The organism is Planctomycetota bacterium (assembly GCA_038746835.1).
Taxonomy (GTDB): Bacteria; Planctomycetota; Phycisphaerae; order Tepidisphaerales; family Tepidisphaeraceae; genus JBCDKH01.
In genome coordinates, this window is record JBCDKH010000021.1 from 1 (window position 1) to 24,383 (window position 24,383).

The 24,383-nt window shown below is 64.9% G+C and carries 19 protein-coding genes; 14 read left to right on the forward strand and 5 right to left on the reverse strand.

Translation table 11 applies throughout. The features are described 5' to 3' along the window. Positions 1 to 332: 332 nt before the first annotated feature. From AAGI46_03990 to AAGI46_04000, 3 genes are all read left to right on the forward strand, one after another. On the forward strand, positions 333 to 884 hold the full coding sequence (locus AAGI46_03990) for a PEP-CTERM sorting domain-containing protein (protein ID MEM1011366.1): 552 nt from the start codon (positions 333 to 335) through the stop codon (positions 882 to 884). A 61-nt stretch (positions 885 to 945) separates the two neighbouring features. Further along, entirely contained in the window at positions 946 to 1,761 is an 816-nt protein-coding gene (locus AAGI46_03995; protein ID MEM1011367.1) for a type II secretion system protein, read from the forward strand. 144 nt (positions 1,762 to 1,905) lie between these two features. Beyond that, complete coding sequence (locus AAGI46_04000) at positions 1,906 to 4,875, forward strand: hypothetical protein (protein ID MEM1011368.1); 2,970 nt, start codon at positions 1,906 to 1,908, stop codon at positions 4,873 to 4,875. Between the two features lie 60 nt (positions 4,876 to 4,935). Here AAGI46_04000 and AAGI46_04005 read toward each other — a convergent pair whose 3' ends face one another. After that, the gene (locus tag AAGI46_04005) at positions 4,936 to 5,781 is read right to left on the reverse strand and encodes an SDR family oxidoreductase (GenBank protein ID MEM1011369.1); all 846 of its coding nucleotides are present in this window, start codon (positions 5,779 to 5,781) and stop codon (positions 4,936 to 4,938) included. Positions 5,782 to 5,801: 20 nt separating this feature from the next. Here AAGI46_04005 and AAGI46_04010 point away from each other — a divergent pair, with 20 nt between their 5' ends. Both AAGI46_04010 and pdxA read left to right on the forward strand, forming a co-directional pair. Continuing rightward, on the forward strand, positions 5,802 to 6,470 hold the full coding sequence (locus tag AAGI46_04010) for a riboflavin synthase (protein ID MEM1011370.1): 669 nt from the start codon (positions 5,802 to 5,804) through the stop codon (positions 6,468 to 6,470). Between the two features lie 18 nt (positions 6,471 to 6,488). Next, complete coding sequence (gene pdxA, locus AAGI46_04015; protein MEM1011371.1) at positions 6,489 to 7,520, forward strand: 4-hydroxythreonine-4-phosphate dehydrogenase PdxA; 1,032 nt, start codon at positions 6,489 to 6,491, stop codon at positions 7,518 to 7,520. 182 nt (positions 7,521 to 7,702) lie between these two features. On the opposite strand, the gene AAGI46_04020 is transcribed toward pdxA, so the two are convergent. After that, positions 7,703 to 8,122, reverse strand: a complete 420-nt coding sequence (locus AAGI46_04020; protein MEM1011372.1) for a hypothetical protein — start codon at positions 8,120 to 8,122, stop codon at positions 7,703 to 7,705. 239 nt (positions 8,123 to 8,361) lie between these two features. Between AAGI46_04020 and AAGI46_04025 the strand changes: the two genes are divergently transcribed. From AAGI46_04025 to accC, 3 genes are all read left to right on the forward strand, one after another. Continuing rightward, on the forward strand, positions 8,362 to 9,504 hold the full coding sequence (locus AAGI46_04025; protein ID MEM1011373.1) for a Xaa-Pro peptidase family protein: 1,143 nt from the start codon (positions 8,362 to 8,364) through the stop codon (positions 9,502 to 9,504). 98 nt (positions 9,505 to 9,602) lie between these two features. After that, positions 9,603 to 10,052: an acetyl-CoA carboxylase biotin carboxyl carrier protein gene (gene accB, locus AAGI46_04030; GenBank protein MEM1011374.1), complete on the forward strand. Its 450-nt coding sequence runs from the start codon at positions 9,603 to 9,605 to the stop codon at positions 10,050 to 10,052. A gap of 36 nt (positions 10,053 to 10,088) precedes the next feature. After that, positions 10,089 to 11,438 (forward strand): acetyl-CoA carboxylase biotin carboxylase subunit, encoded by a 1,350-nt coding sequence (gene accC / locus AAGI46_04035; protein MEM1011375.1) that lies wholly within the window; start codon positions 10,089 to 10,091, stop codon positions 11,436 to 11,438. A gap of 633 nt (positions 11,439 to 12,071) precedes the next feature. Here the strand turns inward: accC and AAGI46_04040 are convergent. Further along, entirely contained in the window at positions 12,072 to 13,151 is a 1,080-nt protein-coding gene (locus AAGI46_04040; protein ID MEM1011376.1) for an NAD(P)-binding domain-containing protein, read from the reverse strand. 76 nt (positions 13,152 to 13,227) lie between these two features. On the opposite strand from AAGI46_04040, the gene AAGI46_04045 reads away from it, so the two are divergent. Next, positions 13,228 to 14,610, forward strand: coding sequence for a glucoamylase family protein (locus AAGI46_04045; GenBank protein ID MEM1011377.1), 1,383 nt, complete (start codon positions 13,228 to 13,230; stop codon positions 14,608 to 14,610). A 7-nt stretch (positions 14,611 to 14,617) separates the two neighbouring features. Here AAGI46_04045 and AAGI46_04050 read toward each other — a convergent pair whose 3' ends face one another. Beyond that, entirely contained in the window at positions 14,618 to 15,529 is a 912-nt protein-coding gene (locus AAGI46_04050; GenBank protein ID MEM1011378.1) for a hypothetical protein, read from the reverse strand. A 134-nt stretch (positions 15,530 to 15,663) separates the two neighbouring features. Here AAGI46_04050 and AAGI46_04055 point away from each other — a divergent pair, with 134 nt between their 5' ends. Together AAGI46_04055 and aat are read left to right on the forward strand one after the other, a co-directional pair. Further along, the gene (locus AAGI46_04055; protein MEM1011379.1) at positions 15,664 to 16,167 is read left to right on the forward strand and encodes a hypothetical protein; all 504 of its coding nucleotides are present in this window, start codon (positions 15,664 to 15,666) and stop codon (positions 16,165 to 16,167) included. A gap of 50 nt (positions 16,168 to 16,217) precedes the next feature. Beyond that, a complete protein-coding gene (gene aat / locus AAGI46_04060) occupies positions 16,218 to 16,814 on the forward strand; it encodes a leucyl/phenylalanyl-tRNA--protein transferase (GenBank protein ID MEM1011380.1) in 597 nt (198 codons plus the stop codon). A gap of 1 nt (position 16,815) precedes the next feature. On the opposite strand, the gene AAGI46_04065 is transcribed toward aat, so the two are convergent. Further along, positions 16,816 to 18,579 carry a dipeptide ABC transporter ATP-binding protein gene (locus tag AAGI46_04065; protein ID MEM1011381.1) on the reverse strand — a complete coding sequence of 588 codons (1,764 nt, stop codon included), beginning with the start codon at positions 18,577 to 18,579 and terminating at the stop codon, positions 16,816 to 16,818. Positions 18,580 to 18,690: 111 nt separating this feature from the next. Here AAGI46_04065 and AAGI46_04070 point away from each other — a divergent pair, with 111 nt between their 5' ends. From AAGI46_04070 to AAGI46_04080, 3 genes are all read left to right on the forward strand, one after another. Continuing rightward, positions 18,691 to 19,956 (forward strand): glycosyltransferase family 39 protein, encoded by a 1,266-nt coding sequence (locus AAGI46_04070; protein MEM1011382.1) that lies wholly within the window; start codon positions 18,691 to 18,693, stop codon positions 19,954 to 19,956. Beyond that, positions 19,953 to 23,951, forward strand: a complete 3,999-nt coding sequence (locus AAGI46_04075) for a hypothetical protein (protein MEM1011383.1) — start codon at positions 19,953 to 19,955, stop codon at positions 23,949 to 23,951. The genes AAGI46_04070 and AAGI46_04075 overlap by 4 nt, the downstream gene beginning before the upstream one ends. A 69-nt stretch (positions 23,952 to 24,020) precedes the next feature. Continuing rightward, complete coding sequence (locus AAGI46_04080) at positions 24,021 to 24,362, forward strand: ATP-dependent Clp protease adaptor ClpS (GenBank protein ID MEM1011384.1); 342 nt, start codon at positions 24,021 to 24,023, stop codon at positions 24,360 to 24,362. Positions 24,363 to 24,383 lie beyond the last annotated feature (21 nt).

Below are 24,383 nucleotides of genomic sequence, written 5' to 3' on the forward strand. Positions count from 1 at the left end.
ACCGAGACCCATCTTTAGGAGGAACCATGCACCGCAACACATTCTTGACTTGTGTCGCCCTGACCGCGGCCGCTCTGTCCGCAAAATCAGTATCTGCCGCAACAGTCTTTCTCGACACGTTCGACGCTGGCAGCAACGTCGACAGTCAGACAGATTTTGAATCTGTCTACAACGTGGGCGTTGATCGGAACGGTGTCATCCGGTGGGATTACAACACCAGCTCGGGTGTTGGTGGAACCGGCGCCCTTGGGTCAAACGGGGGCGACACGGTGTTCAACGTTCGGGACACCGCTATAGCTGGATTTGGCACCAACAGGAGCTTCACGCTCAGTATGGATCTGCTGATCGACCCGGACGCGGACGCGGGATTCGATGTCAACTTCTTCGGCTACCTGACCGACACCGCAACGCCGCGAGAGCAAACGACTAGCAAGACGCCAGATCTCGGCGAAGCGATCAACTTCGGCATCATCGACGACGGAAACGACGACGATGGCGGATACAGCATCTTCATCAACAACACGGAACTTGCGTTTTGGCAGGTCGAACCAGCGTCCGACGATACCAACAGCCCGAGCCTCTTCTTCACCGCTGTCTTCACCGTCGAACAGGACGCGGGCGGTCTGTTCGATGCGACACTCGAGCTGACCGACAATTCGGGCGTCCTGCCTGTGAGCGTCTACAGCGACAGCCTCTTGGACATCAGCGACCCAGGCCTTGCTGGTGTGGGCGATCTCTATGCGGGGTTTGGAGGTAGAGCGCGGAACGGGTCGGGAATCGAGGCACTCGACAACTTCGGCCTCAGCGTGACCGCAATCCCAGAGCCCACGGCACTTGCAGCCGTCGGCGTCTTAGGTGCTATGTCGCTCAGGCGTCGTCGGTGAGCGGTTGACAATCGCAAGACGCAACCACTTAAGACGCTCTCAGCAAGACTTTGGAGGAGTCATGAACCAGTATCGCGGAAACAGAGGGTTCACGCTTGTCGAGTTACTCGTCGTCGTTGCCATCATCACCGTGCTGGTTTCAGTTCTGCTGCCGACGTTGGCTCGGGCAGTCGATGCGGCTCGCACCGTGACTTGCGCGTCACAGATGCGTCAGATCGGGACCGCTTCGGTGGGCTACAGCACCGACAACGACGGGTTTGTCGTCTTTGCAGCGTGGGAGTACGAAGGCAAAGAGTGGGGTTTTGATGACATGCTTTCGCCCTACGCCGGCAAAGACCTATCGAAAGCGGAGATCGATTCCGGAAATCGGTTCGATACCGCCGACCAGTGGGCGAACTTGGCGGACATCTGGCAGTGTCCAGACGATCCTTTTGACGACAGTCCGACCCGGTTCACGTACCGCATGCCGAGCCATAACAACAACACAACTACCGGTAAGCGTGGAAGTCGTCCGGGCATCGGAATCAGCAACACGCGTTGGCCGGACGACGGTTGGCGCACGCTTGAACAGTGGCGGTATGCGCAGCTTCCAGATGCAGCAGGAACGCTTCTACTTGCTGAGAAGATCGCAAAGTCGGGAGAAGACGGGCTGGGCCGGCTCCGTGGCAAGACGATTCGGCGAGTGCGAGACATGCTCCGCATCGACGACCCGTGGACTCGCGAGCTTCACGATGGCCGAATGAACTGGGCCTTCGTGGATGGGAGTGTGCGCCGGCTTGAGCCAATCGAAACCGTCGGTGACGGAGACCCGGAGCGTCTCAACCCGGCTGGTCGCATGGACTCCGATGGCATGTGGACCGTCTTGGCCAACGACTAATGCGGTACATCACGGTCGAAATTGTTTGCCGCCTCATGTCAGAAAATCTCCTTCAAAGAACACATGATTCCTAACTCGAACTCCCGCTCAGTTCGTTCGGTTCGTCTCTGGAGCATCGCTGGTCTGATCGCTCTGACGATGGCCATGCTCTCTCCCTCCATCGCCATTGCGAGCGATCGTGATGAGGTGACCCGTGAGCGGACGTGGTGGGCATTTCACGGCGACGAGTACTGGCGGCTGTTCTTCCCGAACAAGACGCCCAAGTCAGCTTCGACGATTGAGCGCGACGACAAGGTGCAGGTGCTGACGATTAAGCCGAGCGACAGGCCGGTCACGATCGGGCTCTATGGGGGCAAGCGGGACAACGAGCTGCGTCTGTTAAATCAGCAGCGATCACTTACGCTTGACTACCAACTCGCTTCGTCGATTGCGATCGAGATGGAGATCACGTTGCGTGACGAAGCAGGTGAGAAAGCGCTACTTGTCTCGCGGACGCTCGAGCCGGGTGCGAACACCGTCACTTGGAACTTCCCCAGCGACATCGAGCGGTGGTACCACAGCGAGGGCGGCGTGAGCAACGAGGCCTTCGATGGTGGAGCACACCTCTTCAACGCAAAGTTTGATCGTCTGGCATCGACGGAGGCGTCCGAACTCCGACTCATTGAAGGCCGAGTCATTGAGGTCATCCCTGCAACCGAAGGGCTGAGCCTGACCGTTCGCACGCCGCTCGGAGCGCCGATCATCCTGACGAGCGAACGCGACGAAGCCGAGCTGGTAGTCGTCAACGAGAGCAGCAAGCCCAAGACCGTCGACCTGTCCTTCGCGATCACTGAAGAAGATGGCTCGACCGTTTCGCAGGACGCTCGACTCGACGTCCCCGCTGCGAGCGGTGCCGAGACACCCGGCGAGGCGGCGATTCCGCTAACGATCGGCCTCGACCGCTACGGCGTCAAGACTCTGTCCGCGACGCTCAACGTCGAAGGCGACGCAATCGAAGAGGTGATGCGGATCGGCCGAATGACGGCTGCTGGCAACGCCAGCACCGGTGCCGTCGTCGGCGACGACATGTTCGAGTTCGCCATCGGCGGCATGCACGACGAGCTCGACTGGCGGCTGGCCGCGCTCATGGGCGCCGAGGGCATTCGCATGGGCGGCAACTGGAGCCACCGCGAACCGCAGCCCGGCGTTTGGAAGTGGGACTCGATCGATGAGCAGATCGACTGGTGCGAGCAACACGGACTGATCCCGCACTATCTGACCGCGTACGGCAACAGGTGGGCGGTCCGCGAGCCGTACAGAACGCGTTTCGAGGGCAAGAACTGGCCGCTCCTGTCGAGCCCGCCAGAGATGGAGCCGTGGCTCAACTGGGTCCGAACGCTCGCCGAGCGTTACGACGGCCGGCTGACGCGTTTCGAGATCTGGAACGAGCCCGACCTGGAGGGCTTCTGGCGTGGGACGACCGACGAGTACATCGATCTGCTGCGTCAGACGCACGCGACGCTCAAGAGCGTCAACCCCGACATCGAAGTCATGACTGGCGGCTTCGCCACCGCCCTGCCGCATGGCGGGCAGAATCTCAATCCGGACATGCAGCTCCGCGTCATCCGCGACGCACAAGACGCCTTCGACATTCACACGCACCACCAGCACGGCCGCTTCGAAGGCTTCCGCCGCGCGGTCGATGGACAGCTCGCCGAGTGGCGAAGCCACCTCAAAACGGACGTCCCGCTTTACTTTAACGAGACCGGTCTGTCGCTCCGGCACAGCGATGGCATGATCGACCAAGCGAATCATCTCGCCAAGAAAATCGCGTTCGCTTTTGCCCGCGGTGCTGACGGCTACGCGGTGTTTGTGCTGCGTGGTAAGCGGCCGGGAGAAATCAGTGGTTACGCGATCATCGATCGTGACCGCCAGCCGCGTCCGGCTTACGTGATGTACAACGAGATCGCCAAGCAGCTCCGCGGCCTTGACGCGATTGATCAGCTGCAGAGCGACACTGGTCGCATGCTGCTGCATTTCGGCCGGGGTGATCGTCACACCATCGTCGGCTGGCACGAAGAGCTCGACACACCCAACACGTCACTACTCGTCCGCGTCCCGGACGACGCACGGGCGATAGTGACCGACCTGTACGGTAACGAGCGGCCGGCCGACCGGATCGCGAGCCTCGTTAGCTTCGCGCCCGGTGCGCAGGTGCAATACCTCAACATCACCAATGCCGAGACGATCGAAATCGTCCCGCCCGTGCTCAGAATTGAATCCGACGCCATCGCTGCGATCTCTGGTGAGCCGGTTCGTGTGCCGCTGGTCGTTAGCAACCCGTCACAGCACTCGGCCCAGGGCAGCGTGACGTTCAGCATCGACGGCGGCGCGATGGATGATGGAGAGCGAATCACGCTCGCACCCGGTGCATCGGTGGTAGTTGATCGTGTCTTCCAGGGCCTGCCCGAGGGCGAACTGACCGTGACAGTCGAAGCGGCGGGCATCACGCAGTCAAGCATCGTCCCGCTGGTCCGGTCTCGCCGACTGGCATCCGGAACCTCCGCTGGCAGCGAGCCGACGTTCAGACTGGACTCGCGCAGCAGCATCGTAAACTACAACGAAAATGACCCGAACCGCGAACACCTCACGTGGCAAGGGCCCAGCGACCTGTCGGCCGAAGCATGGTTCGTGGCGACCGCGGAGGGTCTTCGCGGGGTCATTCTGGTCACGGATGATGTCCACGAGCAGACCAGGTCGCCCGGCCGCATCTGGCAAGCTGACAGCGTTCAGTTGGCTGTGTCGCAGCCGATGGTCTCCGGGCACTGGGAGTTCGGCCTGGCCCTGCACGAGGACGGGACCGAAGTGGTTCGCCCCTTCGTCCGCCCCGCCGGCGCATTCGTCAAGGATGCCGAGGCCGTACAACTGACAACGAAACGCGACGGCAGTGTGACGTCCTACGACGTGCTCGTCCCGTGGCACCTCTTCCGCAATAGCGAGCGGCCCGACGTCCTGAGCCTCAACTTCGTCGTCAACGACAGCGACGAAGGCCAGCGCGAGGGGCTGATCCGTGTCGCTCCCGGCATCGACAGCGACAAGCGGACCGACGAGTTCCCGTCATTCTCGACGCGATGAGATGTGGATGGGGTCGCAGGGCTTCTGGGGAAACCTGGGAGCTTTGCTTCTGACGTCTGTTCAGTCGCCGGCATCGGCCGACGTGCTCGGCGTCTGGCGTTCGACGTCACGCTTGAGCTTCCGCATGCCGCGATCCACGCCGCGTGGCATAAGCGTGCCGATGCCGAGCAGGATCCGGTACGGCCGATTGGGCCAGACCTCGGCGGTGGGTTTTTGGATGGCTCGGCGCATGGCCGTTGCGACCTGCTCGGCCGTCTGGCTTCCGCCGCGACCGGCGAAGGTGTCGATCGCGACCTCGCCCTCGCGTTCCGCGACGTCGCCGAACTCCGTCTTCGTCCCGGCCGGGTGGACGCTGGTGACCGCGATGCCATCTTCGCCCAGCTCGACACGCAGCGCCTCGGCCAACGACAACTGGGCGGCCTTTGTCGCGGCGTAGGGCCCGAGGTACGGAATCCCGCGTCTTGCGGCGGCGCTGCTGACGAGCATGAGCTGGCCGCGCAGGCCGTCGCGTTCGGGCTGCTCGAGCATGCGTGGTACGGCGTGGTAGATCAGGTCGTGCGTGCCGTGAACGTTGGTGGCGAACATGCGGCGCACGTCGTCGGGCGTCTGCTTCCAAGAGAGCTGTGTGGCTCCGTAGCCAGCGTTGCACACGAGCACGTCGAGTCGGCCAAGGGCATCGAACGTGTCGTTGACGATGCGTTCGCACTCCTCTGCTGTGGAGACGTCGCCTGGAACGACCTCGACAAGGTCGCCGAGATCGCTTTTGAGGGCGTCGAGCTTTTCGCGCCGCCGGCCGTTGATGGCGACGCGAACGCCATGGCCGAGGAGGTCGCGTGCGAGGGCTTCGCCGATGCCGCTGGTGGAGCCACTGACCAGTGCCGTCATGCCGTCGAGGGTTCGCCGCATGCGAAGTCGTAGGGTGGCTCATGTTCACCGGCATCGTCGAACGAGCGGTCGAGGTCACTTCCGTTGAAGATCACAAAGGCGGACGACGCATCGCGCTGGGCCATCGCTGGGGTGACGAATCGCACGGCGAGAGCATCGCCGTCAACGGCTGCTGTCTGACGATCAGCGACATGGCCAGTGACAGTCTTGCCTTTGATGTCATTCGCGAGACGCTCGACAAGACCAACCTCGGCGACCTGTCCATCGGCGATCGCGTGCACGTCGAGCGGGCGCTTCGCGTGGGCGATCGCTTTGATGGTCACATCGTGCAAGGCCACGTCGACGGGCAGGCCGAACTGATCGACCGAACCGTGACGCCAGAGGAGTGGCGACTGCGTGTCCGACCGCCGAGCGAGCTGGTTCCGTTTGTTTTGACGAAAGGTTCTGTCTGCATTGACGGCGTGTCGCTGACGGTGGCGGGTCTCGGGCCAGACTGGTTCGAAGTTGCGCTGATTCCGACGACGCTCGATCTGACGGCGCTTGGCGAGCGCGAGGTCGGATGGCACTTCAACTTCGAGGCCGACGTCATGGCCAAGGGCGTTGTGGAGACGGTGCGACGTCTGTTCGCGTCGGGCGACTTATCGGCCGACGGGTTGCCCAGCGGCGACCTGTCGGCCATGATGCCGCGTCGGCGCGACGATGCCGACTGACCCGAACGGAGCTTTGTCATGGCAGACTTCCGCCCCACCATTGCCATCACGATGGGTGACCCGGCGGGCGTGGGGCCGGAGATCGTCGTCAAGACACTCGCCGATGCCGAGCTGCGTGCGAAGGCACGGTTCGTCATCTACGGACTCAACGAGCAGCTCACCTACGCCGCCGACCTCGCGGAGTTGGACGCCTTCTGGTGGCGCGACGCGTACAGCGGCCGGCAGCGTCGCTATGGACAGGACGTAGTCGCGATCGACTACGACCAGTTTGGCATGCTGGCGGGCGGCGTGCGTGGGCCGAGTCGCGAAGGCGGGAAGGCAAGCGTGCGGTTCTGCCTCGACGCCATCGCCGCCGCCAAGGCCGGTCTCGTCGACGCCGTGGTGACTGCACCGATCGCCAAGCGCAGCTGGCACATGGCCGGGTACAACTACCCGGGACACACGGAGCTCTTCGCCGAGAAGACGAGCAGCCGCGACTTCGCGATGATGTTCGCCGGCGGCCCGCTACGCGTCGCGCTGGCGACGACGCACGTCGGCATCAACGGGCTGTGGGGCCAGCTGCGCATCGGCAACATCTACCGGCCGATCGACCTGATGCACCGGGCGTTGGTCGACTGGTTCGACGTGCCCGAGCCGCGAATCGCCGTTTGCGGCCTGAATCCACACGCAGGTGAGAACGGTGCGTTCGGCGACGAGGAAGAACGCCTCATCGAGCCGGCGATGCAGATGGCTCGCAACAACGGCATCAACGTTCAAGGGCCTTTCCCGGCAGACACGATTTTCCTGCGTGCGCTCCGCGGCGAGTTCGACGCGGTCGTCGCGATGTATCACGACCAGGGCCTGATCCCCGTGAAGCTCGTCGGCAGCGGCAAGAGCGTCAACCTGACGCTGGGTCTGCCGATCGTCCGGACGAGCCCCGATCATGGCACCGCCTTCGACATCGCAGGCCGCAACGCGGCCGACGCGTCGAGCATGCGGAGTGCGGTCATGATGGCAATCGATCTGGCGACACGACGAAGCCGCAAAGAGCTCCCTGTCACTTCGGTGTGAAGCGTGTTGGACCGCCAATGACGTATTGAACTCGCGTTCAACGCGACGTCGAAGCCATGGGTTGAGCGAAGCGATGCCCCGGAACGAGGGCTGAGGGGCGTTCGTTCCGGAGCATCGCTTCGCTCAGCTCTCGGCTTCAGCTCGTCTTCCCAAGACCCAGGGTTTCGGTTGTCAGTCGTCGCTCACGCGGCGCGTTTGACGCTGCGGAGGTAGGCGTTGATCTCTTCGCGGGTGGTGTCGAGGTGGAACGTGCCGCCGATGTCATACGTACCGCCGACGTTTCGGGCGCGTTTGACCTCGGCGAGGATGTGAACGATGCCGCCGCGCTCGCGGTGGAGCAGGACGAGAAACTTCTCCCCGACGGACATGGCGACGTCGCTGACGAAGCCGATGCCGCGTGGGCCGATGTCGCGGATGCGGATGTTCGTCGGCGAGGCTGTCACGCGTTCGTCGCAGTCGTTGCCGACGGGCAGGATGGTGAGCCGATCGCGGATGCCCACGCGCGGCAGCTTGCGGCGGCGCATCGAGCGGTTGCTGTCGGCGTCGAGCAGGCCATCAGAGCGGAGGCTGCGGAGGATTTCCAGGAGGCTTTCGGCTGTCATGGGACTTGGGCGGGACCGGGCGTCCTGAAATGGCATCGGCCAGATCGCATTCCCGATGAGGCCCGGCATGTCGCCGGCGGATTCCGATGTCGCCCCATAACGTGCAACACACGGGACGGTCGTCGTTGACTTTGCGTCGAAACGGGCGTTACGGTCCCGTCCGGCCTTCGGAGGGATGGTCCCGCCCACGCCGGTTCTTGAGCCCCGCCGGCCGAACACGTCGGCCCCACGCCGATCGCATGTCCGTCCGCCAGCCCGTCGCCAAGCCCAAGGCCTATCTCAAGGCACGCCACAAGCAGACCGAGGCCGCGCTCGACGCGCTCGACCTCGACGCCATCCTGCTGACACATCCGGCAGACCTTGCCTACCTGACCAACTTCACCGGTGACGACTCCGTCGGCATCTTCAAGCCCGGCGGCGAGGTTTGGCTCGTCACCGACTTCCGCTACACCGAGCAGGCCGAACTCGAAGCCGCGTGGTTGAAGGTCGTCGAGCGCAAGGGCGACATCCATAAGATGAGCGATGCCTTGGCCCACACGCTTCGTGAGGCCGGGCTGACCCGCGTCGGCTTCGAGGCCAACTTCACGACCGTCGGTCAGAAGGACGCCGTCGAAGAGGCGCTGGACGAGCTGGATTACGACTGCGAGCTGGTCGCCGTCGAGGACGTGATGGTCAAGCAGCGGAAGGTGAAGGACGACCACGAGATCGACCTCATCCGCAAGGCGTGCGATGTCGCTGAGGAGGCTTTCAACGCCGTCCGCGACTCGATCCAGGCCGGTGAGACCGAGGGCTACCTCGCAGGTTTGTTGTCACTCGAGATGAAGTCGCGCGGTGCGACCGACCCGAGCTTCAGCCCCATCGTCGCCACGGCTGGCAACTCGTCACTGCCCCACTACCGGCCCGACGACACGCTCATCCAAAAGGACAACCTGCTTCTGTTCGACTGGGGTGCCCGCGTCAACGGCTATTGCAGCGACATGACGCGCACCTTCGCCATCGGCCGCGTTCCGGCGAAGCTCAAAGAGATTTACAACGTCACCCTCGAAGCGCAGCAGGCGGCGATCGAATACATCCGGCCCGGCGTGTCGTGTTTGGCCGTGGACAAGGTCGCTCGCGACCACATCAAGAAGGCCGGCTACGAGAAGTACTTCGGGCACGGGCTGGGTCACGGGCTGGGCCGAGATATCCACGAACTGCCGGTGCTGCGAAAGCAAGGCGAAGACGACGAGCTTCGCCCCGGCATGGTCGTCACAGTGGAGCCTGGCATCTACCTGCCCGGCCAGGGCGGCGTGCGGATCGAGGACGACGTGCTCGTCACGCACAGCGGCCGCGAAATCCTGACGAGCCTGCCCAAGGCGTTCGAAGACTGTCACATCGAGTAGCGGCCGATTGCCGACGTCTCGAACCACTTCAAGGAACCATCGTGGCCAAAACGCCAAGCCGAAGCTCCGACGACAGATCCGCCGCCGCGTCCGATCCGATGGACGTCGATCGGCTCGAACGCCTGGTTGCGCTCATGAGCGATCAGGGTCTGACGAACTTGGAGCTGCAGGACGGCGACCGTCGCATCTCGCTCTCACGTGGACACGCCGTTGCGACCGCACCGGTCGCCGCACCCGTCGCAGCACCAGCCCCGGCTGCGTCGCCGGCGCCAGCCGCGGCACCGTCCGCACCGGCGAGCGACAGCAACCTCGCGACGATCACCAGCCCGATGGTCGGCACGTATTACGCCGCTCCCAAGCCTGGTTCGCCGGCCTTCGTCGAGGTCGGTAAGAGCGTTTCGGACGCGACCGACGTCTGCATCATCGAGGCGATGAAAGTCTTCAACACGATCAAGGCCGAGACGTCGGGTGTGATCGACCAGATCCTCGTCAAGGACGGCGACGCCGTCGAGTTCGGTCAAGCCTTGTTCAAGGTCCGGCCTGCTTGAGTAGCTCGCACCGGACTACCAGCTACGTCTGCCCCAATGTTCTCGAAGCTCCTCGTCGCCAACCGCGGTGAAATCGCCCTGCGGATCCTCCGCGCCTGCCGCGAGGTGGGCGTTTCGACGGTGGCCGTCTACAGCGAGGCCGATCGTGGGGCGAGCTACCTGGAGCTTGCGGATCAGACCGTCTGCATCGGACGCGGCCCGTCGGCTGACAGCTACCTGAATATCCCGCGGATCATCTCGGCGGCCGAGGTGTACGACGTCGACGCGATCCATCCGGGCTACGGCTTCCTTGCGGAAAATGCCCACTTCAACGAAGTCGTCCGAAGCTGCAAGATTGAGTTCGTCGGTCCGTCGCCCGAGGCGATGAGTGCCGTCGGCGACAAGGTCAACTGCAAGAAGCTCGCCCGCGAGGCCGATGTTCCGACGGTGCCCGGCAGCGTCGGAGCACTCGAGAACGAGGAGGAGGCGGTCGAGCTCTGCGAGAAGATCGGCTTCCCGGTCATCATCAAAGCCGCAGCCGGCGGCGGCGGGCGTGGCATGCGGGTCGCGCGGAACGAGGCGAGCCTGAAGACCGGCTTTTCCCAAGCGAAGGCGGAAGCCGAAGCGGCGTTTGGCAACGGCACGGTCTACATCGAAAAGTTCGTCGAGTTTGGCCGGCACGTCGAAGTGCAGGTCATCGCCGACCGTCACGGCAACGCCATCCACCTGTGGGAACGCGACTGCTCGCTGCAGCGTCGCCACCAGAAGCTGATGGAGGAGTCGCCGTCCCCGCACATCAGCCAGAAGACGCGCGAGGCCATGTGCGCGGCTGCGGTGCGCCTGATCCAGCAGGCCAAGTACGACAACGCGGGAACGGTCGAGTATCTCGTCGACGCGGATGAGAACTTCTACCTGCTGGAGGTCAACGCCCGAATCCAGGTCGAGCACCCGGTGACGGAGCAGGTGACGGGACTGGACCTCATTCACCTGCAGCTTCGCGTGGCTTCGGGCGAGCCGCTTGGCATCGATCAGAAAGACGTGCCGCAGATCGGCCACGCGATGGAGTTCCGCATCAACGCTGAAGACCCGTCGGCCGACTTCCGCCCGCAGCCGGGCCTCATTGAGACGTGGCACCCGCCCGGCGGGCCGGGTGTTCGCCTCGACACGCACGCCCACGCGGGTTACCGGATTCCGCCGAACTACGACTCGATGATCGGCAAGCTGATCATCCACCGGAACACGCGGGAAGAAGTCATCGCTTGTGCCAAGCGAGCTCTGGGCGAATTCCGCGTCGGGCCGATCAAGACGACGGTGCCGCTGCATCTGCAGCTCTTGGAGATTCCTGAGGTTCGTCAGGGCGGGTTCGATACGAACTTTGTCGAACGCGTCGCACTCGCGAAATCGTGAGACGAAGTCCGAGACCCGCGGCTGCCGCCGCGGCGTGGAGGGTGATCGCGGGCCACGGTGAGTCGGGCAGGACGATCGCCAGATCGGCTCCGACGGGCGTGGCCGCGTAGACGTGGGCCTGTTCAACCCACGGCACGCCGGGCGTGGCGACGTCGAGGGCGAAGAGTGGGTGGAAGCGCGTCATCCACGTCGGCACCTGCGATCCTGACGCAAGCAGCACGTCACCGAGCCAAACGGGCCAGAGAATCCAGCCCACCATCGCGACGAGTGCGAGGAACGGAAGCAGCAAGGACGTGTCGCGATCTGCGCGTGCAACATCAACCTTGCTCGAGTCCGTAGCCGCGGGCTGTAAGCCCGCGGCCACCACCAGAATTCCGCAACTTAGCACGAGTAGCACGATCGACCAACCACCCGAAGCGAGTCCGACGACGACGCTCGCTCCAATGACCAGCGGTGGCACGCGATCCAATCGCTCTGTCGACGCAGCGGCCGACAGCACGACCACGAGCAGCAAGCCCGCCATCGCTCGATCGATTGGCGTCGCTGTGATGGCGATACCGATGCCAACGATCACGACGCCAGCCGCCAGGCCTGCGAAGGCCCACCCGACCGCTGTTATCGCCGCGACGCGCTTCACGACTCGGGCTGAGCGGCAATCTGGCGACGCAGCCCGTCGGACATGCCACGACGATGTCGCTCCGTCCGCGAGGGCGAGCTGCCGAGGTGTTCCAGAATCTTCTGCGCGTGGTCGTGGCAGTTCTCGAGGTAGACGCTGTACTTGCTGCTCTGCGTTCCGGCGATCGCGGTGCCGGCGACGTAGAGACCCGGGACGTTCGTCTCCATCGTCGCCTCGTCGTAGCTCGGCCGTTCGCCGTCACCGATCAGGTCGACGCCAGCTCGACGCAGCAGCCGCTTGTCCTGGCGATAGCCGATCAGGCTCAGCACGACATCTGCTTCGACGTCAGTGTCGCCGTCCGTGCTGCTCAGCGTGACGTGCGTCGGCGTGATCGCCTTGACCTCGGTGCCGAAGTGCCCGGCGATGCGGTCGCTCTTGATGAGCCCTTTGATTTCCGGCAGCAGCCAGTACTTGATGCTCTTCTCCGGCAGCTCGTCGCCGCGATACGAGAGCGCGACGTCGGCCCCGGCATGGTGGCAACGCAGTGCCGCCTCGATCGCACTGTTGCGTCCGCCGACGATCAACACGCGCCTGCCGAAGTAGCTGTGCGGCTCGCGGAGGTAGCCGTCGACGTGTGGCAGGTCGTCGCCCGGCACGCCGAGCTTCGACGGGAAGTCCGTCCCGCCGATCGCGAGGACGACTGCGTCGCAGCGCGTCTCGCGTGGCCCGCCGCGGGTCTGGCTGTGGACGACGAAGCCGTCTTCCTCCCGTTGGATGTCAGCCACAGGCTCGAAGGTTCGGACGTCGAGATCGAGCGCCGAGACGACCCCGCGGAGATAAGCGAGGTACTGCTCACGCGAGGCCTTGGAGCCGTCGGGCGTGACCAGCGGCATGCCGGCAATCGCGATGCGTTCGTTGCTGCTGAACCACTTCGTCTGCGGTGCCCACCACGTCATCGTGTGGCCGACTTCCTTGGCCTCGAGCACGCGGTAGTCGACGCCCGCCCGCTGCATCGTCGCGGCGACTTCCAATCCGATCGGCCCGCCGCCGACGATGACGACGCGGGTCTGGTCGTGCGTTGGGCTCGCCTGACTCATGCCCGGAGTTTAGCGGATCCGACCAACGCCGTGCCTTCAGATGCCTTGACCGCCGTCTTCGCCGATAGGCTGTCGCGTGCTCGACCACGGCAAACCACCACCCGCCGACGAGGCCATCATCCGCGAGGCCGCCGGGTTGGCGATGCGGTACTTCCTCGAGCCCGACCTGCACAACGGCGGACTGGTCCGCGACTCGGCGCGACCCGGTGCGCCCTGCAGCGTCGCGGCCGCAGGGTTCGCGTGTGCGGCCTTCGTCGCGGCGGAACGGCTAGGCCTGGTCGACCGCGAGACTGCCCTTCGGCACTGCGGCGACGTGGCCCGCGTCTTCGCCGAGTTGCCCGTCGACGTTCCGACTGCCGAGGCCAAGGACTCGGCGGGCTGGCGTGGCATGTTTTACCACTTCCTCGCGGGTGACGGCGAACGTCGTGGCCGGCGGACGTGGAAGTCGGAGGTCAGCACCATCGACACCGCCCTGCTCATCGCCGGGCTGCTAGTCGCCCGCGGGCACTTCGACCGCGACGACGAGGCCGAACTGACGCTGCGTGCGAACAGCGATCGTGTCATCGCCGGCGTCGATTGGCGTGCCTTCATCCGGCCGAGCGGCCGATTCAGCCACGGCTGGCGTCCCGAGCCGATCCGACGTGCCATGCGCGATCACGATCGTGACGGCTTCATCGTCCACGAGTGGGACGGCTACAGCGAAGGCCTGCTGCTCTACCTCATCGCCGCCGCATCGCCTCGGCAGGACGTGGGACGAGAGGCGTACGACGCATGGTGCTCGACGTACGCAAAAGACTGGCACGACGTTGAAGGCATCGAGCATCTTCACTGCCCGCCGCTCTTCACGCACCAGTTTCCGCACGCGTTCATCGATCTCGACGGCGTGGCGGACACGTTTCTGCGGGATCGCGGCCTGTGCTACTTCGAAAACGCTCGCCGTGGGACGCGTGCGCAGATCGCCTACGCCAAACGCAATCCGCTCGGCCATCCGGGCTACGGCGCGTCGACTTGGGGCTTATCCGCCAGCAACGGCCCCGGCATTGACCACCATAAGCACCTGACGCGAGGCGGCCGACGCGTGCGATTCCACGGCTATGTCGAACGCGGCCTCGGACCGCCAGCTGGCGTGGTCGACGATGGCACGCTCGCTCCCTGGGCGACGGCCGCATCGCTGCCGTTCCTGCCGGGAGAGGTCTGCGACGGCCTGCGTGCGCATCGCGACGTGACGCTCTGCCGTCCCGGTTGGCACGGCTTCATGGGCAGCTACAACCTGGCGTACATCGACCCCGACTGCCCACACGGCTGGGTGGACGAGTTCGACCTCGCGATCGAGCAGGCACCGATCGTCATGATGGCCGCGAACTACCTCGACGGCGGCGTGTGGAACGTGACCCGGCAGCTGCCCGAGCTTCGCGAAGCCCTGCTCACGTGCGGCCTGTCGGGTGGCTGGCTTTCTTAACCGCGGCTCACAGCGTCACGGCGTCATCAACCGACGCGAGCTCGATCTCGACAGGCGGCGCTTGAAGCTCGTCGACCAGGTCCTCTCGCTCCTCGGGCGACAACGGCAAGACATCGAGCGTCAGGACGCCGTCTTCGACCGACAGACCGACGACGCGAGCAGCGACATTGCCCCGGCCGAGGACGGGCGGGAAGAGCACGATGTCGTCGACCGGCTGCCTGGCCAAGAGCCGGCGAAGCTGGTGATCGACCGCGAGCGTGATCGCGGCATCGTTGGCGGTTCCGTCCGTTGCGATCTCTACGGCTGCGCGTTCGTTCTCAGCCTGCATGCCAAGTCCGTCGATCGCCTTCTGACGCAACACCGAGACCAACGCGTCGGGCAACGTGATGGTCCCAGCCGCAAAGTCTTCGAGCACCAGGCGTGCCCGGCCTGACTCGGCCACCGACGGCAGCAGCCGGATCGAGACCACGACCTCGCCCAGACCATCGAGCGTCGCCCGGCCCGCCAGAATGAGCCGGCCGTCGTGGATCACGAGCCTCGGGTCGGCCAGGTACTTGGCCATCGGCTCGCGGTAGCCGCTGTCGCTGAGCCACTTGTCGAAGTAGACGTCGAGCTCCTCGCCGCTGAAGGAGACGCGCACCGGTTCGATGTCGCTGTCGTTGCGAAGACTGACCGCAGTCGACTCGCCGAGGTCGCCTTGGAAGTTGAGGAACTTGCGCTCGATGCTGGCGATCGCTTCGAGGCGGTCCGCTCCGCTGAGCCGGGCCTCGCTGTAGAAAGCTGGAACCGACGACGCGGCTTTCTTCGCGTACCAGCCGACGCCTGCAAGGCCGGCGATCAGCAGCAGCATCAGCACGCCCAGGCGGACGAGCCACCGGCGCAGGCGAGACGGTCGCGTGGATGAGCTCGAGTCGGCCATGGCGTTCGAAGACGGCGTCGCGGGTTGGTTGGCCCGGCGTGGCGGTGGTGGTGGACGCTACGGCGACGACCGATAGCTGAGGCGGTCGTTGTCGAGATCAAGCCATGTCGGCCGTGGGTCGATGCGCTTGGACGATGCCGTCTGCCGCTCCTGACGCTGGTCCCAAGTACGATCCGACCGCGGGTCATCGCCGCCTGGCCGAGGCGAAACAGACCGAGCACGAGCGCGAGCTGGCTCGCCACGCTCGCGAGGCAACGTTCGATTCATTGCGGCCCAAAGCAAAGCTGGATCCTGATCAGGAAGAGAAAGCCACGCGCCTCCTCGCCGAGGCCGCAGTGCGACGGCTGCAACGTTGGTGCAACCCGGACACGGGCGGGCTCGATCCGGACGACCACGACGGGCTCCTGCGTCAGGGCACGGCCTACGGCTTGTCCGCGGAGGTGACCGAGCAGGTTCTGGCAGGCGTTGAGACGGCGTGGCGACTTCGTCCAGTCCCCGCGTCGCCGACGGCTGTGGCGCTTTCGGCGAAACGACGACGGCGGTGGGTGCTGCCAGCCGTTTTGACTCTGCTGGTCGTCCTCCTCGGAGCTTCCCAGCTGCTCCTGCTGCTCTTGTGGCGTGGCCTGCTCGACGCGTGAGCGCGTGTGAATCGGCCTGCGACACCGGGCCGTTATGATCGCGGTCCCGAATGCATGGTGCGTCGCTCGATCCCGAGGTCATGCTCAGCGCGTACGCCCAGGGTGCGTTCCCGATGACCGACCCGGACGGCGTCACGCGCTGGTACACGGCCGACCCACGCGGCGTAATTCCGCTGGACAATCGATTCCGCGTCAGTCGATCGCTGCGTCAGACCATCCGTCGTGGTCACTTCCGCGTCGATGTCAATCGCAACTTCGAGGCTGTGATGCGGGCGTGCATGCTCGATCGACCCGACGGCACATGGATCAGTGAGGAGCTGGTCGGTGCGTACGTCCATTTGCACAGCGAGGGTTTTGCCCACAGCGTCGAAACCTACACCGCTGACGGTGACGAACTTGTCGGCGGGCTGTACGGCGTGAGCCTGGGCGGGGCGTTCTTCGGCGAGAGCATGTTCCATCGCCGGTCCGACGCCAGCAAGGTGGCGCTCGTCTCGCTCGTCGAACGCTTGCGAGCGAGGCAATTCGTGCTTCTCGACGCCCAAGCCCGAACGCGGCACTTGAGCCACTTCGGATGTCAGGAACTCGACGCCCCCGTCTACCTCCGCTGGCTTCGCGACGCGATCATGCTCCGGCGCACGTTCAAGTGAGTCACGCCATGCGGGGTACCGCAGCGAGCAGGCGCTTGGTGTACGGATCCTGCGGGTCGTTGACGATCTGCTCCGTCGGGCCGCGCTCTGCGATCTTGCCCTTGTACATGACGAGCGTTTCGTCCGCGAGGTACTCGACCACGCCGAGGTTGTGCGTGATGAACAGGTACGTCAGCCCGAGCTGATCGCGCAGATCGAGCAAGAGCTGAAGCAACTTCGCCTGGACGCTGACGTCGAGCGCACTGGTCACCTCGTCGCAGACGATGAACCGCGGATTGGGCACGAGCGCCCGCGCAATACCGATGCGTTGACGCTGGCCGCCGGAGAACTCGTGTGGGTAGCGACGCAGCATGTCGGGCTCCAGCTCGACGCGGCGCATCAGGTCCGCCGCGAGATCGCGACGCTCGTCGCGCGTGTCGCCGATCTTGTGGACGTTCATGATCTCGGCAAGCATCGCGCCGATTGTCATGCGTGGGTTGAGAGCGCTGTATGGGTCCTGGAAGACGATCTGCATGTCGCGGCGCATCGACCGCAGCTCGCCCGTCGGCATGCCGACGAGCTGCCGGCCCTCGAACTCGCACGTCCCACCCGTCGGCTCGACCAGGCGCAGGATCGCCCGGCCGAGCGTCGTCTTGCCACTGCCCGACTCGCCGACGACCGCCAGGATCTGCTTCCGCGGTAGATCGAACGTCACGTCGTCGACGGCTTTCACGTGGTCGACCACGCGGCCGAGAAGCCCCTTCCGCACGGGGAAGTGAACTTGGAGGTTCTGAACCCGCAGCACTTGGTCCGGAACGTCGTCGACCGCGTGCTCGACGTGAACACGCTCGCTCACTTCGACCTCGGGCTCTGCATCCGCGGGCTTGGCCAGTCGCTCTTCGTCCCGCTTCTTTTTCAGGTTCCGTGGAAGCGCGGCCAGGAGCTCCTGTGTGTACGGGTGCTCTGCGTTCCGTAGGACTTCGTCCTTGGTCCCCTGCTCGACCACTTTGCCATAACGCATCACGGCGACGTGCTGGGCGATTTCCGCGACGACGTCGAAGTCGTGCGTGATGAAGAGCACGCTCATGCCCTTGCGGTCCTGCAGTTCGCGGATGAGCCGCAGAATCTCGGCTTGGATCGTGACGTCCAGGGCCGTCGTCGGCTCGTCAGCGATGAGAAGTTCGGGCTCGCATGCCATCGCCATCGCGATCATGACGCGTTGCCGCATGCCGCCCGAGAAGCGGTGCGGGTACTCGTCGACGGTGCTCTTGGCGTCGCGAATCTGGACCTGTTCGAGCAGGTCGATCGTCTTGAGGCGTGACTCACGAGCGGAGAGGCCGAGGTGCAGGCGAAGGACTTCGCCGATCTGGTCGCCGATGGTGTAGACCGGATTGAGGCTGGTCATCGGCTCCTGGAAGATCATGCCGATGCGTCGGCCTCGGATGCGTCGCATCGCGGGCTCCGACAGGTTCATCAGGTTGACCGGCGGACCGCCGTTCTCGCCCTTGAGCAAGATTTCACCGCCCGCAAAAAAGCCGGGCGGCTGGGGGACGAGCTGCATGACCGACAGCGCGCTGATGCTCTTACCACTGCCCGACTCGCCGACCGAGCAAAAGGTCTCGCCCGGTGCGATGTCGAACGAGATGCCATCGACGGCCTTGAGCGCCTCGTCAGGCTTCTTCGGATCGCCGAAGTAGGTTTTAAGGCCTTTGACGCTCAGCAGCGGAGCCGACGACGTGGCGGCGGTGTCGCTCATAGCAGTCGCTGGCTCGGCCGTGACAGTCATGGTGAGCAGGGTAGGGAGTTTCGATCGGATGTGTGGCTCCAACGGGCGGCTCCAGGGTCACGAAACGCTCTGTTTGCGAGTCTGGGTCACGGGGACGACAATCGGGAAGCCGTGCTGCTCGCCGATGACGATCGCAAACCGCTGTGGCCGTGGCTGCTGGGCGTGGCACTGGTGGCTGTGGCGGCACGTATTGGGTTGGGTCTGATCGTCCCTGCAGACATCGACGCCCTGCCGGATCAGCGGGAGTACCTTGACCTCGCCGCGTCGATTCGTGCCGGCGAAGGGCTCGTACTCGTCGACGACCGCTATGCCGTGCCGCAGACGCTGCTGGCCCAGCGCATGCCGGGCTACCCGCTGTTTCTGGCGTCGTTTGACGGGAGTGTGTCGCTGGTCCGCATTGCTCAGGCGATCATCGAGGCGACGACGGCGATCTCGACGGTGCTGCTCGCCGGGCGATTCGTGGCTCGCCGCTTCGCCGTGTTTGCGGGCGTGCTGGTCGCGCTCAATCCGTTCCTCGCGTACTTCTCGACGCTCATCCTGACCGAGACGCTGACCGTCGCCCTGTTCTCATGGGGCCTGTACGCGATCGTCCGCTCGCAGGACGGTGCGCGCTGGTGGTGGTTGGCGGCCGCGTGCTTCGTTGCCGCTACCTACGTCCGGCCGTCGTCGGCAGTGGTGTTCGTATCGCTCTCGGTCGTCGCTGCCCTGCTACCGACTCGTGGCCCGGGCGGCCTTACGCGCTGGCCGCTGCCGGGCGGTTTGACGGCCGGGGTCGTTCTGTTGCTCGCGCTCTCGCCGTGGATCTGGCGCAACTTCCACCAGCTTCAAGCCTTCGTCCCGCTGACGACCAACACCGGCATCACGCTCTACGACGGCCTGAACGTCGACAACACCACGGGCCAGAGCGACCAGTCCTTCGTCCAGCGGATGCCGCAGCTGTCGCTCATGGGCGAGGTCGACCGATCGACCTACCTCCGCGGCTGGGCGTTGCACTTCGTCACCGAGCGGCCCGTGGACGCCGCACGTCTCGCCGTGCTGAAAACCGGCCGAACATGGTCGCCGATGCCGCTGTCGGACGATGCCAGTCGGTTGCAACGGATCGCAGGGCTCGCCTTTGCACTGCCGGTGTTCGTGCTGGCATTGATCGGACTCGTCGCCGGCCGGCTGCCATTGCGCCCTTTGCTGGTCATGCTGACACCGGTGATCGTCCTGACGCTGCTGCACGCCATCACCGTCGGATCGCTCCGCTACCGCCTGCCGATCGAGCCCGTTCTGGCGATTCTGGCTGCGGCAGGTCTCGGAACGTTGCTCCGGAGCCGAAGCAACCGCGACGTCAGCGATGACGTACATCCAGGTAAGAACGAGGCTGCTGCTTGACGACGCCCGACACCATCTTCCCGCGAACCGACGGCCCCACCGTGCCGATGGTCTCCGTCGGCCGAACGACGCGCCCCCGCAAGCTGTTCGACTCGACGTGGCGCAGCTCGTGCCCCATCCGCCCTCGACACAGCGTCGCCAGGCGAACGGCGCGCTACGTCGCGATCCTCTTTCTCGCACTGCTCATCGGTGCTTACGCATATGTCACCGACGACGCCCGCCTGGGAAGGCTTGCCGCCGGGTTTGTGGGTGAGCTCGTCGGTGCAGAGGTGGAAGTCCGCGAGGTGTCGTTTCGACTGTTCGAGGGCATCGAGCTGGCCGACGTTAGGCTGCTCGTGCCGGAGCCTGATCCCGACAGCGAAGCGCCGGCGTTGTCGGAGGAAGACCGCCTCGTGCTGACGGCGCGAGCGATCTTCATCGAGTACGCCGATTACAACATCCTGCGGTTTCTCGCCGGCAACTTTTCGGGCGCGCGGGTCACCGCACTCGATCCACACATCCGTCTGGTGGAAAACACCGACACGGGCGTGCTCAATATTCAACAGCTCGGCATCGTCGCCGGACGCGAACCGGACGAGGGCCAAGAGGACGAAGAGCGTGCCACGATCAAGCCGCCGGCCGTCATTCTGCGGAACGCGCGCGTCGACGTCATGCGGCGTGAGGCGGACGTCCTGGAAACCGCGGCCAGCCTTGGCCTCGAAGCGCAGCTCAATCCGTTTCGCCAGCGACGACGCCAGGACGACGCCGTCACCTACAACCTCAATCTCGACCTCGATTTCGCCAAACGCGGCGACACGCCCACGCCTGAGGAAGACGAAGGCCCAAACAAACCCAACGCCAACGGCTCACTTACGCTCGGCGGTCGGGATCGTGCGGTCGCGTTCGACGCACGCTTGTCCGGCGTCGAGTTCGATCGCGTGGCCAACATGCTGCCGACACGCGTCGGCAGCTGGGCCAAAGAGCACGGCGTGTCGGGCCAGATGCAGGTGCCGGAGCTGAGCTTCAACTTCGTGCCGAGCCAGAGCGACGAGGACGAGGCGACGATGACCTTCCGGGCTCGTGCCGAGCTCAACCGCGGCCGGGCACTGCTCCGGCCTGACATCTGGCTGGACAACGGCGAGATTCTGGCACGCGAAGCCGCAGCGGCGGCGTTGGAGTCACTCGCGCTCAATCCCGACCTGCCGCCGGCACTTCGGGCGGACGTCTCGCGTTGGTCGCAAACGTGGCGACCTGAACCGATCCCGCTGCGCGACGCACGCGGCTATGTCGTGTTCGACGAGTCGGGCATCGCCGAAGCCGACTTCAGCGGTGAGATCGGTGGCAACCGACTCGAAATCCGCGGCGAGGCCTCGGGCTACGGACGCGACGCTGGCGTGCAGCTGACAGTCCGCACGCCCGATGGCGAGCCGTTCGACATGGCCGACGCGGCGCCGTTCATCTCGTCTCTGCCCAGGCCAATTCGCGAGGCGTTCCACCGATTCCGGCCGATGGGCCGGGCGAAGCTGGAGATGCGCGTCGATCGCGAGGAAGGCGGCCGGCCGGTCCTCTTCGTTGAGACCGACTTCTTCGACGGCTCGTTCGAACTCGAAGCGCTGCCCTACCGCGTTTACGACGCCACCGGCCGAATCCTGGTCCGCCCGATCGCCGACTCCGACGACGTGCGTCACGAGCTGGTCATCGAAGATCTCGTCGCGTTCGGCAATCCGCTCACCGTCAACCGCGACGCGACCGTCCGCGCCAACGGGCTGATTGGTCCGCTGGAGCGCTCGCCAGGCTTCCGCTTCGACGTGCAGGCGACCAACGTCGAATTCGAGCGTGCGTTGCTTGCGGCGCTTCCAACCGAAGCGCAGGAAGGCATTGCCGTGATGGATCCGTCATGGCATGAGGCGGTGCCAGGGCTGCCGAGGCTCGACTTTGCCGGCGACGTGGATGTCTTGGTCGTGCGTCCGCCGGGCGTGGACAAGCGTTGGAACTTCAGAGCCGAAATCGACGCCGCCCGGTTCAGCGGTGCGCTCGAGGCCTTCCCGTATCCGCTGGTGCAAGCCAACGGCAACCTGACCATCACCCAGGACGGCCTGACGCTCCACCGCAGTCGCATCGAACGCCCCGGCGGCGGTCACGTCGGGGCAGCCGGCGAAGTCCTTTGGAACGACACTGCGCGCGACGGACTTGAGTACGACTTTGCCATCTCCGGCAGACAAGTCGACATCGACGATGACCTGCTCGAAGCCCTGCCGCTCGCAGCCAGCGAGACCATCGGCGAGCTCGGCATCGGCGGCCGCGGCGATGTCACAGCTACCGTCAAAGGGACGGCCGAGTCCGATGTCGACTACGACGTCACGCTCGACCTTCATGCCGGTCGAATCTGGCCCGCCGGGTTCACGTTTTACCTCGAAGACGTACAGGGCGAGGCGCGTGTCCTGCCCGAGCAAGTCGTCCTCGCGGGCGTCGCCGGGCGTCGCGATAACACGCGCATCGGTGTCGATGGCACGATCGGGCTCGCGGAAGACGGGCCGCTCTTCTTTTCGAGTCTCACGATCGTCGCCGACGGCTTGCCGCTGGACACAGGGCTCTACGACCTCCTCCCACTCACCGCCCGCGACGCCTGGGACTGGCTCCGCCCGACCATCGGCACCATCGATGCCAACGGCTCGATGCGCTTCCCGACGATCCTCCTCACAGCCGACGACGAGGACGAGGAAGTCGACCCGGCGCTGTTCGACGACATCGACATAAACATCGATCTCGCGCTCCACGATGTCGCGGCGACGCCGCTCGGCTTCCCGTATCCGCTCGGCGGCATCAACGGCAGCCTGAACGTGACAACGGACACGATCGAGCTGCACCGCCTGACCGCCGGGCGACTCGACTTGGACGGGCCGAGCTTCGACGTGACGGGCGTGGGCGATCTGACCGTCGAATCGTCGCCGTCCGGGATTTGGACGCTCGATGTCGAGGCGGCAGGCATTCCGGTCGACGCCGCCCTCGTCGCCGCGGTGCCCGAGGGCGTGGCTGAGTTGTTCGAGACGCTGCTGTTCACCGGCACGCTCGGAGCCGATGTGCCGAATCTCAAGATCATCACCAAAGTCGACGAGGAAGTCGAATCCGACGCCGACATCGACGGCCGGATCTTCGTAAAAGACGCGAGCTTCGACATCGGCGTGCCCGTCTCGGGCTTCAACGGCCACGTCGACCTGGACATCGTTCGCCGGCTGGAATCGATGCAGGAACTGACGGCCGACGTGACCGGCCAGTCGTTCCAAGCCTTCGGTCGGCCTGGCAGCGGCCTGGCGCTGAACGCGTGGCTCGACAAGCCGGCCGAGACGCTTCACTTCGACAACATCAACGCCGATCTCTCCGGCGGCTTGCTCGAATCGTCGGCCACGATGGACTGGTTCGAGGACGAGGAGCGCGACACCAGCTACGAGGCACGCGTCCGCGTCGAGGGCGTCGCCTTCGAGCAGCTCACCGGCGCCGAATTCGGCGGAGGTTTCGGCGACGGCATCGTCGCGGCAGAACTGCGCATGCAAGGCATCCAAGGCCGACCTGAGACCCGCCGTGGCCGGGGATCGCTGCGCGTGACCGGCGAGCGGCTCTACAGCCTGCCGGTGGTCGTCAACGTGATTCGCGTCGGCAATCTGCTCCTGCCGAGCGAGTTGGACATCAGCCGCATCCAGGCCGAGTTCCACGACGACGGCGGACGCGTCACCATCGATGATCTGGCCGTCTGGCTCGCCAGCGACCTGGTTGGAACCAACCCCGGCCCCGAGAGCTTCAGCGGACGAGGCGTGGTCGACGTCAACGAAGGTCAGTGGCGACTCGAAATCGGCCCAGGCCCAGGCGGCTGGGAACGCGTCCCGGTCTTCGGCAACTTCGCACGCTTCACCCGCAATGAGTTGCTCGTCACGACCTTCGCCGACAAGTTCGACATCGAAGACTCCGACGACGAGGTGCTGACGATCCGCCCGACCGTCGATGGCGAGACCGTGCGCTGATTCGCTCACGAGGATTTGTTACCCTTTGGCAGCGACCTGCAGCTGTACCCGTTCCTGAGGAGGTTCGCGATGCCCAGTGCCACCCAGACGCCAATCACCCAGAAGGCAACAACCACCAAGCCTTCTAAGCCCAAGCGCCGCCCGCTCGTGCCGTGGCACGTCATCCTTCTCGATGACGATGATCACACCTACGCGTATGTGATCCACATGCTCGCCACCGTCTGCGGCCACGCTGCCGACCGAGCGTTCCGCCTGGCCAAGGAAGTCGACGAGTCCGGCCGCGTCATCGTCTTCACCGGCCACCGCGAGCTGGCCGAACTCAAACGCGAACAGATCCTCGCCTTCGGCAGCGACATCCGCATCGCCAGCAGCAAGGGCTCCATGACCGCCGTCCTTGAAAAGGCTCGCTGAGGCAGAGGCGTACGGTCACGC

Excerpts from the sequence above, each read along its gene's own strand:
- AAGI46_03995 (MEM1011367.1), top strand. The coding sequence starts at position 946 with ATGAACCAGTATCGCGGAAACAGAGGGTTCACGCTTGTCGAGTTACTC.
- AAGI46_04080 (MEM1011384.1), top strand. The coding sequence starts at position 24,021 with ATGCCCAGTGCCACCCAGACGCCAATCACCCAGAAGGCAACAACCACC.
- AAGI46_04065 (MEM1011381.1), bottom strand. The coding sequence starts at position 18,579 with ATGACTGTCACGGCCGAGCCAGCGACTGCTATGAGCGACACCGCCGCC.
- AAGI46_04055 (MEM1011379.1), top strand. The coding sequence starts at position 15,664 with ATGCCGTCTGCCGCTCCTGACGCTGGTCCCAAGTACGATCCGACCGCG.
- AAGI46_04040 (MEM1011376.1), bottom strand. The coding sequence starts at position 13,151 with ATGAGTCAGGCGAGCCCAACGCACGACCAGACCCGCGTCGTCATCGTC.
- AAGI46_04050 (MEM1011378.1), bottom strand. The coding sequence starts at position 15,529 with ATGGCCGACTCGAGCTCATCCACGCGACCGTCTCGCCTGCGCCGGTGG.
- accB (MEM1011374.1), top strand. The coding sequence starts at position 9,603 with ATGGACGTCGATCGGCTCGAACGCCTGGTTGCGCTCATGAGCGATCAG.
- aat (MEM1011380.1), top strand. The coding sequence starts at position 16,218 with ATGCATGGTGCGTCGCTCGATCCCGAGGTCATGCTCAGCGCGTACGCC.
- AAGI46_04010 (MEM1011370.1), top strand. The coding sequence starts at position 5,802 with ATGTTCACCGGCATCGTCGAACGAGCGGTCGAGGTCACTTCCGTTGAA.
- AAGI46_03990 (MEM1011366.1), top strand. The coding sequence starts at position 333 with ATGGATCTGCTGATCGACCCGGACGCGGACGCGGGATTCGATGTCAAC.
- AAGI46_04025 (MEM1011373.1), top strand. The coding sequence starts at position 8,362 with ATGTCCGTCCGCCAGCCCGTCGCCAAGCCCAAGGCCTATCTCAAGGCA.
- pdxA (MEM1011371.1), top strand. The coding sequence starts at position 6,489 with ATGGCAGACTTCCGCCCCACCATTGCCATCACGATGGGTGACCCGGCG.
- AAGI46_04020 (MEM1011372.1), bottom strand. The coding sequence starts at position 8,122 with ATGACAGCCGAAAGCCTCCTGGAAATCCTCCGCAGCCTCCGCTCTGAT.
- AAGI46_04005 (MEM1011369.1), bottom strand. The coding sequence starts at position 5,781 with ATGCGGCGAACCCTCGACGGCATGACGGCACTGGTCAGTGGCTCCACC.
- accC (MEM1011375.1), top strand. The coding sequence starts at position 10,089 with ATGTTCTCGAAGCTCCTCGTCGCCAACCGCGGTGAAATCGCCCTGCGG.
- AAGI46_04000 (MEM1011368.1), top strand. The coding sequence starts at position 1,906 with ATGCTCTCTCCCTCCATCGCCATTGCGAGCGATCGTGATGAGGTGACC.